This is a genomic window from Hymenobacter negativus, assembly GCF_017571495.1.
Lineage (GTDB): Bacteria > Bacteroidota > Bacteroidia > Cytophagales > Hymenobacteraceae > Hymenobacter > Hymenobacter negativus.
On sequence record NZ_JAGETZ010000004.1, the window covers coordinates 187,629 to 200,368 of the forward strand.

Below are 12,740 nucleotides of genomic sequence, written 5' to 3' on the forward strand. Positions count from 1 at the left end.
TCGAGAAGTGAATCGCTCCGCCACAAAAGTCATTACAGGGCTATGAAAAAAAGTTGGCAGCATCAAATCCACCCGGCCCATAATAAAGGCCCGCTAGCCCCATACCTCCGACTCAAGTGCGTTTGATGTCCCCTCAGGCATTCTGGGCGCCTTTAAAAAGAAGAAACCCCGAACTGCTAATGCAGCCGGGGTTTCAAAATCGATGCAGCAAAAGCTTAAGCAGGTGCTACAAGCCTACTGAAAATACTCCTTCACTTTCTCAAAGAAGCCCTTCTCATTCTTGCCGGGGTGCGGCGTGAAGTTGTCCGAATCGCGCAGCTTCTCCAGGATTTCGCGCTCCTGGCTGCTCACGTTTTTGGGCGTCCACACGTTAAGATGGATGAGCTGGTCGCCGCGGCCGTAGCCGTTGAGGTCCTTAATGCCTTTACCACGCAGGCGCAGGATTTTGCCAGGCTGGGTGCCCGGGTCCACCTTGATTTTCACCTTGCCTTCGATGGTGGGAACTTCCAAGTTGGCACCTAGGGCAGCATCTACAAAGGAGATGTACTGCTCAAACATGATGTTGTTGCCGTCGCGCTTCAGGAACTCGTGCGGCTCCTCCTCAATCTGAATAAGCAGGTCGCCGGGAACGCCGCCGCGCTCGGGGAAGTTGCCCTTGCCGTTCATGCTCAGCTGCATGTCGTTGGCCACGCCAGCGGGGATGTTGATGGGAATCACCTCTTCGTGTAGCTGGCGGCCTTCGCCTTTACACACGTCACAGGTGCTCACAATGGTTTTGCCCTCCCCGTTGCAGGTAGGGCAAGTGCTGCTACTCACCATCTGACCGAGCATGGTATTCACCACGCGCTTGGTTTGGCCCTGGCCCTGGCAGGTGGGGCAGGTTTTGAGGTCGGTGCCGTTTTTGGCGCCGGTGCCGCTGCACGGCTGGCAGGCCACGTAGCGTTTCACTTTGATTTTCTTCTCGACGCCGTTGGCGATTTCCTCCAAATCAAGCTTCAGCTTGATACGCAGGTTCGAGCCTTTCTTCTGGCGCCGGCCCCCACCCTGGCGCCCGCCTCCAAAGAATCCTTCGAAGCCGCCCCCGCCCCCGAAGATGTCGCCGAACTGCGAGAAAATGTCCTCCATGTTCTGGGCACCGCCGCCGTTGCCCCCCATGCCTTGGTGGCCGTACCGGTCGTAACGGGCACGCTTATCGGCGTTGCTGAGCACTTCGTACGCCTCGGCCGCTTCCTTAAACTTGTCCTCGGCCGAGGGGTCGTCCGGGTTTTTATCGGGGTGGTATTTGATGGCCATTTTGCGATAGGCCGACTTGATGACGTCGCCCTCCGCATTTTTGGCAATGCCTAATACCTCGTAATAATCGCGCTTCGTAGCCATTTTCTGCTTTAAAAATCGGCTGTCATCCTTCGCAGGCGTAGAATGACAGATGGTATAAAATTACTGCCCAAGCACCACTTTAGCGTGGCGAATTACTTTGTCACCTAAATAATAGCCTTGCTCCACCACGTCCACGATTTTCCCCTTCAAGTCGTCGCTGGGTGCGGGAATCTGAGTGATGGCTTCGTGCAGGTCGGCGTCGAAGTCGCCGCCCTTGGCTTCCATTGCGGTCAAACCCTTTTGCTGGAGGGTTTTGTTCAGCTTGTTCTGAATAATGTCGATGCTTTCGCGCACAGCGGCGGCATCGGTGGTAGCCTGGGTGGCGTTGCGAGCCCGTTCGAAGTCGTCGAGCACGGGCAGCAGGGCTGTCATCAGCTCTTGGCTGGCCGTTTTAAACAGTTCGATGCGCTCCTTCGTGGTGCGACGCTTGTAGTTCTCAAACTCAGCAGCCAGGCGCAGATACTTGTCTTTGAGGTCGGCTAGCTCGGCATCGGTGCGCGAGGCTTCGGGCTGGGGAGCACCGGTGGCTGTCATGTTCGGGTCGGTGGATGCGCCATCGGCATCAGCCATTTCGCCAGCTACGTGGTTGGGGTCGGCGGTCAGGTTGTCGTCCTGCGGCAGGTTATTCTCGTTAGCCATTTGCGGAAATATTCGTCGGAAGGGGTTTTTCACGGGGTTAGCCGGTTAGTCACCTGGCGGGCTCAAGGAGTGGGCCAAAGGGCTATAGGCTGCCATAGTGGCACAAGGGCCAGTACATGTACCGCTCCATAAGAGCCCGCCCTTGCAATGAGTTATTATGATACCCTACTAGCTCTTTTGACTCAGTTTGCAGCTTGCTTTCGATGCAACAAAGGGACCTATAATGACGAAAGGTTAACTGTGAAACTGTGACAGAGAAAGGTTCCGAATAAGGCAGCACAACTCAAATCCATATTCCTCTATTCAGGCTGATACCGAAACCGGGCATCATCCAAAAACTCTTTGTCGGTGAGGGTGAACAGAAAGAGCATAATGTCGCGCTGCTCGGCGGTGCTGAGCGTGACGGGCTGGCGCAATTGCGGGGCCAGCGTGGGACTGGGCACAATAGTGCCGCTGGTGTAATGCTGAATAGTCTGCCGCAGGTAGCGGAAACGGCCATCGTGCATATAGGGGGCCGAAAACTCGATGTTGCGCAGGGTAGGCACCCGAAACTTGTAGTCGTCGTCGGGCTGGGCAGTGATGCGATACCGGCCCCGGTCACGGAGCAGAGTGTCGGGCAGCAGGCCGTTGTTGGCAAACGTATTGTTGGTGAATAGTGGCTCCTGATGGCAGCTGGCGCAGTGCTGGCGAAACAGGCGCAGTCCGTTCAGCTCGGGCTCGCTCATTTCGCCTCCGGCTTCGTGGCGCAGGTACTTATCGTACTTTGCATTGTAGGACTGTAACGATACCGTGAACTGCGCCAGGGCCTTCAGCACCCGCTGGCCGGTGATGGCCGAGTCGGCAAAGGCACGGAAGAAGCGGCCCCGATAGGCGCGGGACGCATTGAGTCGGTCCACCATCTCATCCATCGTGAAGTCCATCTCATTGGGGTGCGTCACGGGGTTCACGGCCTGGATTTCGAGATTATTCACGCCGCCATCCCAGTGAAACGAGGTGTTCCAGGCCAGGTTCACCAGCGCCGGAGCGTTGCGCTCGCCCTGGCGTCCTTCTATGCCGTGGCTCACGCGGTGGTCGCTGTGAGTGAAAGCCGACTGCGGCGAATGGCAGCTGGCGCAGGAAATGGAGCCGTCGCGCGACAGCGCTGGGTCATAAAACAGCATTCGGCCCAGTCGGAAACCCGCTGCTGTCTGGGGGTTGCGACTGAAATCGTAGGACGGCTTGGGCCAACCCGCGGGGCGGGCGAAGAGGACCGGCTGGTCGGAGAAGGTAGTAAAAGCCAGAGAGAGCGCAGCCAGGATAAGGAGCGCGAGGCGGAAGGCAGTGTTTGGAGGCACTGCCTCCTCCCCAGCGAAGCGAATGCGGCTATTCTTCATCGCCTGCTCCAATGCTAAACATCCCCGCATACCCATCCGCCACCCGCATAGCCGCCGCACCGGGAACAAGCACGCTGCTATTGTCCGCCAGCTTCAGCTGGCCCAACCACCGCGCCGCATCGGCCCGAATAACAAGCGAAGCGCCAGCACCAAACGGCACGACCAGCGTCACCGGTCGCAGGCTGCGATAGGGTGCCTGGAAGCCACCGATGTGAAACTCAAACGCTTTGCGCGGGTTGGCGCAGGCGGGGCTGCGGCCTTCCAGCTTGGCATTGATGTAGCCACTGTGCCAGGCCCAGTACATGCCCCGACCAGGTTCTAGGTCGCCGCCATGGGCACCAGAAGTGTTGGTGAGGCTGTCCACGCCCACGCAAAAGCTGATGCTTCGCAAGGGCTTGGTTGGGGCGGTGGACAGCGTGAAGGCCTGGCTCGCATCGATTTCGGCATCGATGAGGTGAAAGCTGTTCGGCTCGGTGTAGGTGCTGCCGTCGGTGTAAGTGAGGCGCAGGGCGCTGAGGTAGAAGCGGAAAGTAGCAATGGTGACGGGCCCGTTTTGGGAGGTTGGGTAGGCCTTGGTTTCCAGCGCTAATTTCTCGGCCCCAAACATAGGCGCAATGCGGATTTGCCAGCCAGCTGGAGGCGTAGCAAAGCATGGCCTTACGGATGCAGATATCAGGCAAACAATAAGTGGTATCAACTGGCGAAATAGCATAGGTTATAACCAGAATGGACTTGATAGATAAGTATCAGCAAGCGCTGGAGGCCTTTCGTAGACGTAGTAGCCTTTTTACAGCACTGTCTCAACCGGGTTTACTCCACCACCACCCGTTGCGTCACGACTTCGCCCCCAGCCTGGGTGCGAATGATATATACGCCAGGGGCCAGGGCCGTTAGCGGCAGCGTAGCCAAGGCTCCGCTGTTGGTTAAGGGTACTGTCTGGCTGCGGATGGCCCGGCCCAGGGCGTCGCTCAAGGTTAAGGTAGCGTGGGTAGCACCGGGCACCGCTGGTATCGATACCTGTACTGCGCCCTGGGCCGGATTGGGATAGAGGGCAACAGCGTACCGGAACGACGAGGCGGTATTAGCCAGAACACCAGCGGCATTCACCACCAGCCAGAAACGGCCATTGAGTGCTCCGGCAACGGCGTTGAATACATAATTGGTCTGGGCAGTCAGGGGCGTATTGGTACCACTGAGGCGGTCTTCCAGCTGCACAGCCCAAGTAGCGGGAATGTTGGCCAGCTCCGAGAGGCGTAAAGCATGAGTACCTGCCTGAATCAGGCTTAGGTTGAGTGGAATGCGGACAAGGCCAGTAGCCAGTGGCAAACCATTGATGCTCAATTTATCGGCACCGGCTTCGGTCCACAGGGCCGAGCGACTGGCTGCAGGTATTTTCCAGGCATCGAAAGCGGCATCGGTGGCGGGTGTAGCCCCGGTTTGCCAGTACACAGTAGTGCGGTCTTGCTGACCAATAGGGTCGGTCAGGTTCAATTCCAGGCGAGGCCGGGCATCGACAGTGCCTCGGTATAGCAGCGTAGCTTCGTTGTTGCGCGCCGCATTGGCAAAGGTGAGGGTGGGCGACTGACCCACGGTGAGCGAGCGTACGAAGAAGCCCTGTGAGGAGGAAATAAGCGGATTGCCCACCCCATTCACGTAGCTGCGGTAGCTGCCCGCATACGGCCCACTGCTCTCGAATACGTACATGGACGAGGCAATATTGGCCGGCAAGCCCGCCGCTACCACACCCCAATCCAAGGTACTGGGATAAGGATTGCCAACAAGGTGCCAACCGGCATCGGGGCTGCTGCCCCGGCTCAGGGGAGCGGTGGTGTAGCTGCCGGTGTTCAGGGGGCCAGTCCAGCCGAAAGTAGTAGCAGGCAGGTTCACAGTGTAGCCTTGGCCAGTAGTTAGCGCTGTGCTTAGTGAGGCCGGCGAGTACCAACCACGGTCAAAGCCCGTCAGATTGTTCACAAGAGCAGGATTGTTGACGCGGCTCTGCTCGTAGCCGAAGATGGTGGGAAACGGCGTGCTGCTCTGCGGGACGGTCGCGCTGTTGTAGCCGTTATTCACGGTGGGTGTAAAACCGGCCATGGTCAGGCTGGCCACGGTGGTGCCGCCTACGGGCGCACTGAGGTGACGGTAGCCCGTGCCGCTGTTCTGGCTGGGACTGATGTAGCGCTGCACCGTCACGTTGCCGCTCACTGCGCCAGTACCAGCGTTCAGGGCCGAGGCTGTGCCGTTGGGGCCTGAGAGCAGCGTCAAGGCATTGCCGCTGGTGGTCAGGGTGCCGCTGTTCAAGACCAGCAGCTCGTTCACACTCAATGATTGGCTTAGGATTAGGCCGGTGGCATTAGCCAGGGTCAGGTTACGGACTTCGCTGGGCAAGCCGTTGCCGGTTACCTGGGCAGTGGTGCCATTGTAAATATAAGTGGCCTGTATGGCATAGCTGCGGGTGCCCGTCACTTGCACAGCTCCGGTAGCACTGCTAGCCGTGATGCCCGCCGGGCTGCAGATGCCCAGGGTGCCGCCGGCAGCCAGCGTAAAGCTGCCTGCCCCAGTGATGGCCTGGCAATTGGTGTTCAGTACCCCACCTTCCTTCACCAGCACAGTACCCGTCACCGAGATGATGCCCGCCAGGGTTGCTACACCCGGCCCACCGTTGGTCGGGCCCGTAATGGTCAGGTCGTGGTAGTTGCCGGCGGGCACGCTCTGGGTGCTGCTCACCGTCAGGTCGACAGCCGGAGTGTAGGTCGTCACCGGTTCAGCAACAGTAGTGTTAGTGCCCGAATTGGGACCGAGGGTGCCGGCGGGAATCACGCCGTAGTAGGTTGGCCCCAGCGTATACGGGTAACTTCCTTCGTAGAAGCTATTAAGGGTGATATAGTAGGCATACGTACCGGCCGGATATTCCGGGGTCACCGCGAAGCGGCCGTTGTGGTCATCAAGGTCACCGGAACCGGCCACATATTCGTAGTCTTCAATGTAGTAACCCAAGGCGTAGGTGGCCAGCGTCGGGCCATACTGCGCGGGCGTTAGTGCCGCGCCGTTGGTCCGGGTGGTGCGGGCCGTAATATTTCGTACCCGATACGAGCTTTTCATGCTTTTCAGGCCGCCCGTGCCCGAGGCATTTCGGTAGCCATAGGTGCCGTAAATTGGGTAGCCATCCAGGGCAAAGCCAATAAGCGGCGAGTGGACCGAGCTGTCGCGGTCGTTGTACAGGCACTTGGGATTGAGGTGGTGGTGGTACTTGCTTGCGCCGTCGGGGTGGCCCAGGCAGGCGTCGAAGCTGCTGCCTTCCCACACCACGGCGTTCTGATTCCAGATACCCAGGTTGTTGTAGCTTATGCCATCTTTGGCATTGTACATGGTGGTTCCGTTACTCCACAACCCAATGTTGCCGAGCGGGGTGGCGGTGGCCGTGCCCGTATTGGGCAGTGGCGTCCGGGTTATTTTAAATAAATAATTCTGATTCGTCGCCACATTCGGGTTAAATGCCCATGGCCCAATGGTATAAGCCGGAATATCCGAGCAATTCACATACACGTTGCCCGTAGAATAGCGCACCTGCTGCACGTTAACTGGCAAGCCATTGTAGCCGGTAGCCCCGGTGGTATTAAGCAGCCAGGATGTGACGGAGGACGTGAGCTGCGCCCGGCTGCACAAGGCCATTAGCAGCAGTGGCAACAGCAGCCGGTGCCGCAAGCGCGGGAGCGAGAGTAGAGGTGTGTTCGTCATAAAGGGAGTTAGCTTGATAGCGAATAGCCCATACCCAACACAGGTAATTACCTGCTTTTGTCACATGACCTACCTCTGTAAATATATCATTGAATCAACCCTTTGCACAAGCAATTGTCGTGGCAAATCGGCCAACGCGGGCTTATGTTCGGCCATTGCCGCTATCAGTCCGATGACTGACTACTGGGCGGCCGGTATATAACCTGCTCTTACTAGAAATAAAAAAGGCCAGGTAGTGGTGGCAGATTACCAATTGGTTCTGCCACCGCTACCCGGCTTTATCCCTTTATGTCCTCAGTTCTACAAGCAGGTCGCCGCTACGCAGCTACTTCGCAACCTGAGGTAATTTATCTACTTTATTTTATAGTGTAATACTAACTTCCTAAAAGCAGGACTCCTGCACCAAGAAATATGAATAGCATTGCTTAATTACTCGACTTTTTTATTCATGCAACGCTTTCCAAATCATGTCCTTAAGCGGCACGATATTTTTATTAGTGAGGCTGGAAATGAAGATGGACGGTACTTCGGCTGGGAGCGTTTCGCGAATTTCAGCCTCCAGCTCCTCATCAATCATATCGGTCTTGGTAATGGCCAGCAGGCGCTTCTTGTCCAGCAGTTCGGGGTTAAATTGCTCCAGTTCGCCCACCAGCACGGCGTACTCCGCGTTGATGTCAGGGCTGTCGCAGCTTATCATAAAGAGCAGCATAGAGTTGCGCTCGATGTGGCGCAGAAAGCGCGTGCCCAGCCCTTTGCCCTCGGCTGCCCCCTCAATGATGCCGGGAATGTCGGCCATCACGAAGGATTTATAGTCGCGGTATGCTACCACGCCCAGGTTGGGCACCAGTGTCGTGAAAGCGTAGTCGGCAATTTTCGGCTTAGCTGCCGAAACCACCGAAAGCAGCGTGCTTTTGCCCGCATTGGGGAAGCCCACAAGGCCCACATCAGCCAGCAACTTGAGTTCCAGGATAATGATGGCTTCAATGGCGGGCTCACCGGGCTGAGCGTATTCGGGAGCCTGGTTGATGGAGTTTTTAAAGTGGTCGTTGCCCCAGCCGCCGCGTCCACCGGGTACCAGAATAGCCCGCTGGCCATGCTCTGTGATTTCGAGCACCTTCTCGCCGGTTTCCGCGTCGCGAGCTACGGTGCCAAGCGGCACCTGCAGCACAATGTCTTCGCCCTGCGCCCCGGAGCGCAGGTTTTCCCCCCCACCCTCGCCGTCTTTGGCGAAAACGTGTTTTTGGTACTGTAGGTGTAGCAGCGTCCAAAGTTGCGAGTTGCCTTCGAGGATGATGTGACCGCCGCGGCCGCCGTCGCCGCCATCGGGGCCGCCGTTGGGCAGGCCCTTGGCCCGGAAGTAGTGGCGCGAGCCCGCGCCGCCTTTGCCCGAGCGGCAGATGAGTTTGACGTAGTCGATGAAGTTATTGGAGGCCACGATGTGTAGTTATAAATTATGAGTTAAAAGGTATGAGCTAGCTTGGAGTGGTGGTAAAAAGTATGAGTTATGAATTCCAGGCTATGCGCCCGAAACTCATAACTCATACTTTATAACTCATAACTAGCTGCGCGAAGCGCGGCTTAGGCTTTTACCTCTTTCGTTGCTTCGGCTGGGGTCTCAGGTGCCGTGGTTTTGTGCTGGTCGATGATAGTGCAAATCTGGGTGAAGATGCTGTCAATCGCGCCGATGCCGTTGAGGGCGTGAAATTTGTTTTGAGCAGCATAATAACCAGCAACTTGCGCAGTTTCAGTATTATACACTGTTACGCGGCGGCGAATTTTGCTTTCGTCCTGGTCATCGGGGCGGCCGCTGGTTTTGCCACGCTCCAGCAGGCGGGTCACTAACTCTTCCTCGGCCACTTCCAGCGCAATCATGCAGTTGATGCCGCTGTCGTGCACCGCCATTAGCTGGTCGAGACGCTCGGCCTGAGGTACCGTGCGCGGAAAGCCATCAAAAATGAAGCCACCAGCAGTAGTCTTATTGGCTTGCAGAGCATGGTCAATCATGCCGATAACTACTTCATCGGGCACGAGCAGGCCTTCGTCCATCAGCTTTTTGGCTTGCAGGCCAAGGTCGGTACCTTGGGCAATCTGGGCGCGCAGCAGGTCGCCGGTGCTTAGGTGCACGAGGTTGTATTGGGCAATGAGCTTTTGGCTCTGGGTTCCTTTGCCGGCGCCGGGAGGGCCGAACAGCACGATATTCAACATTGTGGAAGACGCGTTGCGCGCGGGAAGTGATTTTGGTGAGGTGGGTTTGGGCAAGTTACTCAATCGTTACCAGAAACGTTGCTATACGGCAACGTACACATCGGGTAGGTTCCGGCCCAAACCATCGTAGTCAAGGCCGTAGCCAACCACAAAGTCATTGGGAATTTCCATGGCCACGTAGCGCACCGATAATTCGTGCCGTAGGCTTGCCGGCTTAAAAAACAGCGCTGCAATCTCAACTGAGGCGGGGCCTTTGGCCAGTAGCGTGGGCATGAGATGGTGCATGGTGGTCCCCGTATCCACGATGTCCTCTACGATGATGAGGTGGCGGTCCTGCACTTCTTCGCGCAAACCCAGGATTTCCTGTACCACGCCAGTGCTGTCGGTGCCTTCGTAGGAAGCCACGCGGATGAAGACAATTTCACAGTCGCCTACAAACCGCTTCAGCAAATCTGAAGCAAACATGAAGCCGCCCGTGAGCACCACCACAAACAAAGGCTTATGTCCGGCGTAGTCGGCACTAAGCCTGGCAGCCAGGCTGGTCACAACCTCATCCAATTGAACGGCAGAGAAATACGGCCGAAATTCTTTGTTGTGAATGGTAATATGGGAATTGCCCATGCAGCGCGGAGGGAGAGTAATGAGGCTACAAAGCTACTGCTTGAACTACGGATTCGCTCAGATTTATCAGATTCCCCGAACTTTCTGGATGTTACAAGCAATACTTATTCCTTTTCAAGGCATCATTTTATCTCATTGAAATCTTCACACTCCAGCGGTATCTCTTAGTTTAATAAAAGAAAAGGCCGCTCTTCCAAGCGGCCCTTCCTTAAAACTATAGACCCAAATCTGTGTAATCTAGTAAATCCGAGCGAGCATGTAGTCTATCTCACCTGCCGGAACGCTGTGTAGATTACATGGGCTGCGGCCGGCGCGAATGTTTCAGCATAGCGAACATAGGGCCGGGCAGTTACCTCAGTATGTTCTTTCAGCTGCACCGGAGCCATGCCGCGCTCGCCGCCTTTCTCGGCGATATGCGGCGCGATGACCAGCGACACAATGCTCATTAGCTTGATAAGAATGTTCATGCTCGGGCCGGATGTGTCTTTGAAAGGGTCGCCCACAGTATCACCCGTTACCGAGGCTTTGTGAGCATCAGAGCCTTTATACTCCATCTTACCGTTCACCATCACGCCTTTTTCGAAGGATTTTTTGGCGTTGTCCCAAGCACCGCCCGCGTTGCTCTGAAACATCGCCATGAGCACTCCACTCACCGTGACACCGGCTAGCAGGCCACCCAGCACTTTTGGGCCAAACAAAAAGCCAATAATAATGGGAGTGAGCAAAGCAATAGCACCTGGCAGAATCATTTCCCGAATAGCCGCCTGGGTCGAAATGGCCACGCACTTTTCATACTCCGGTCGGCCGGTGCCTTCCATAATACCCGGAATTTCGCGGAATTGCCGTCGTACTTCCTGCACCATGGCCATGGCCGCCCGCCCCACGGCCGAAATGGCCAGAGCGGAAAAGATGAACGGAATCATGGCCCCCACAAAAAGCCCCGCCAGTACATCCGCATTTGAAATATCAATGGTGTCGATGTGGGCCGTGCCCATAAAAGCGGCAAATAATGCCAACGAGGTAAGGGCAGCCGAGGCAATGGCAAAACCTTTGCCGGTAGCAGCCGTCGTGTTGCCCACAGCATCCAGAATGTCGGTGCGCTCGCGCACTTCCTTGGGCAGCTCACTCATTTCGGCAATGCCACCAGCATTATCAGCAATAGGTCCAAAGGCATCAATGGCCAGCTGCATAGCGGTGGTAGCCATCATACCAGCGGCCGCAATGGCCACCCCGTAGAGACCAGCTGCCTTGAAGCTCAGCACAATACCAGCCGCAAGCACCAGAATTGGCAGTACCGTTGACTCCATGCCTACAGCCAACCCGCCGATGACGGTGGTGGCGTGGCCGGTGCTGCTTTGCTGCACGATGCTATTCACGGGACGCTTGCCCATAGCAGTGTAATATTCAGTGATGATGCTCATCAGCGTGCCCACCACCAACCCCACTAATACAGCGTAGAATACGTGCATAGCATCGAAGCTGATGCCACGAATGGTGAAGGTACCCGCCGGCAAAATCCACATGATGAGCCCGTAAGAAGCTGCCGCTGATATAATGACCGAAATGTAGTTGCCCAAATTGAGGGCTGCTTGCACGTTGCCACCCTCCTTCACCCGAACGCACAGGATGCCAATGAGCGAAGCCAGGATGCCCATGCCCGCAATGGCCATGGGCAGGAAGATGGGCGAGAGCCCGCCGAACTGGTCGTTGGTCACCGTTACTTCACGTCCCAGTACCATGGTAGCCAAGATGGTAGCCACGTAAGAGCCGAATAGGTCGGCGCCCATACCAGCCACGTCGCCCACGTTGTCACCCACGTTATCGGCGATGGTAGCAGGGTTGCGGGGGTCATCTTCCGGAATGCCGGCTTCGACTTTACCCACAAGGTCGGCGCCCACATCAGCTGCTTTGGTATAGATGCCCCCTCCCACACGGGCAAACAATGCTATGCTTTCGGCCCCGAGCGAGAAACCAGTGAGCACTTCGAGGGCTTTTTCCATCTCCATGCCATTAGCCATTCCACTGGGCACGAACATTTTATAGAAGACGATAAACAACGAGCCCAGTCCCAACACAGCTAATCCGGCCACCCCCATGCCCATCACCGAGCCTCCCGAAAACGACACGTTGAGTGCGCCACTGAGGCTGGTTTTAGCGGCCTGCGCAGTGCGTACGTTGGCCTTAGTGGCAATTTTCATCCCAATGAAGCCCGCAAGAGCCGAGAATACGGCACCAATCAGAAAGGCAATGACAATGATGGGGCTGGAATTGCCACTCGTGCTGCCTAGGTAGAAAAGGAATGCCCCGGCAATCAAGCCAAACAGGGCCAGCACCTTATACTCGGCTTTGAGAAAGGCAATGGCGCCATCGGCAATATAGCCGGCGATGGTAGTCATGCGGGCATCACCGGCGTCCTGCTTAGCGACCCAACCGGCACGCAGCCAGGTATAGAGCAAGGCAAATATGCCCAGCGCGGGCACAGCGTAGAGGTATGGAGTCATAAAAGAACGGTTGGGTGGGAAGATGTGCAATAATGCATTTTGACGCCCGCAAAATAGCAGAAACCCACCTAAATACAACCTTTCTAATACTACAATCCTCCTGCCTAAAGGCTTTAATTATTGCTTTGCATGCAGCGCACCAGGCCCAGCCCTCCGAGGACCAGCAGGCAAACAGGCTCCCGGTGCGTTGTGCACCCCACAGGAAATACGCGCGTACCGGTTACTTCTACCCCAGCTGCAAGGCCTGGCGGGCGGCCCCGCTTCATTTTTCAGATAATCGAGCTGCAGC

General features: G+C 56.6%; 9 protein-coding genes. All 9 read right to left on the reverse strand.

Annotation, left to right across the window (positions count from 1 at the left end; all coding sequences use genetic code 11):
- Positions 1-234 precede the first annotated feature (234 nt).
- The 9 genes from dnaJ to J4E00_RS10640 all read right to left on the reverse strand — a co-directional run bounded on the left by dnaJ (position 235) and on the right by J4E00_RS10640 (position 12,451).
- The gene (dnaJ, locus tag J4E00_RS10600) at positions 235-1,377 is read right to left on the reverse strand and encodes a molecular chaperone DnaJ (RefSeq protein ID WP_208175128.1); all 1,143 of its coding nucleotides are present in this window, start codon (positions 1,375-1,377) and stop codon (positions 235-237) included.
- Positions 1,378-1,437: 60 nt separating this feature from the next.
- The gene (locus J4E00_RS10605) at positions 1,438-2,049 is read right to left on the reverse strand and encodes a nucleotide exchange factor GrpE (RefSeq protein ID WP_317196611.1); all 612 of its coding nucleotides are present in this window, start codon (positions 2,047-2,049) and stop codon (positions 1,438-1,440) included.
- A gap of 266 nt (positions 2,050-2,315) precedes the next feature.
- Positions 2,316-3,389 (reverse strand): cytochrome-c peroxidase, encoded by a 1,074-nt coding sequence (locus J4E00_RS10610; RefSeq protein ID WP_208175129.1) that lies wholly within the window; start codon positions 3,387-3,389, stop codon positions 2,316-2,318.
- Complete coding sequence (locus J4E00_RS10615) at positions 3,379-4,101, reverse strand: MbnP family protein (RefSeq protein WP_317196612.1); 723 nt, start codon at positions 4,099-4,101, stop codon at positions 3,379-3,381. The genes J4E00_RS10610 and J4E00_RS10615 overlap by 11 nt, the downstream gene beginning before the upstream one ends.
- A gap of 98 nt (positions 4,102-4,199) precedes the next feature.
- A complete protein-coding gene (locus J4E00_RS10620; protein WP_208175131.1) occupies positions 4,200-7,124 on the reverse strand; it encodes a YHYH protein in 2,925 nt (974 codons plus the stop codon).
- Between the two features lie 442 nt (positions 7,125-7,566).
- Positions 7,567-8,559 (reverse strand): GTPase ObgE, encoded by a 993-nt coding sequence (gene obgE / locus J4E00_RS10625; protein WP_208175132.1) that lies wholly within the window; start codon positions 8,557-8,559, stop codon positions 7,567-7,569.
- Positions 8,560-8,702: 143 nt separating this feature from the next.
- A complete protein-coding gene (locus J4E00_RS10630; protein ID WP_208175133.1) occupies positions 8,703-9,329 on the reverse strand; it encodes an adenylate kinase in 627 nt (208 codons plus the stop codon).
- Between the two features lie 81 nt (positions 9,330-9,410).
- Positions 9,411-9,950, reverse strand: a complete 540-nt coding sequence (locus tag J4E00_RS10635) for a phosphoribosyltransferase (protein ID WP_208175134.1) — start codon at positions 9,948-9,950, stop codon at positions 9,411-9,413.
- Positions 9,951-10,213: 263 nt separating this feature from the next.
- Positions 10,214-12,451, reverse strand: a complete 2,238-nt coding sequence (locus J4E00_RS10640; protein WP_208175135.1) for a sodium-translocating pyrophosphatase — start codon at positions 12,449-12,451, stop codon at positions 10,214-10,216.
- Positions 12,452-12,740 lie beyond the last annotated feature (289 nt).

Bases quoted from the DNA above. Each gene is read 5' to 3' on its own strand.
- dnaJ (WP_208175128.1), bottom strand. From the start codon at position 1,377: ATGGCTACGAAGCGCGATTATTACGAGGTATTAGGCATTGCCAAAAAT.
- J4E00_RS10610 (WP_208175129.1), bottom strand. From the start codon at position 3,389: ATGAAGAATAGCCGCATTCGCTTCGCTGGGGAGGAGGCAGTGCCTCCA.
- J4E00_RS10615 (WP_317196612.1), bottom strand. From the start codon at position 4,101: ATGCTATTTCGCCAGTTGATACCACTTATTGTTTGCCTGATATCTGCA.
- J4E00_RS10620 (WP_208175131.1), bottom strand. From the start codon at position 7,124: ATGACGAACACACCTCTACTCTCGCTCCCGCGCTTGCGGCACCGGCTG.
- J4E00_RS10630 (WP_208175133.1), bottom strand. From the start codon at position 9,329: ATGTTGAATATCGTGCTGTTCGGCCCTCCCGGCGCCGGCAAAGGAACC.
- J4E00_RS10635 (WP_208175134.1), bottom strand. From the start codon at position 9,950: ATGGGCAATTCCCATATTACCATTCACAACAAAGAATTTCGGCCGTAT.
- J4E00_RS10640 (WP_208175135.1), bottom strand. From the start codon at position 12,451: ATGACTCCATACCTCTACGCTGTGCCCGCGCTGGGCATATTTGCCTTG.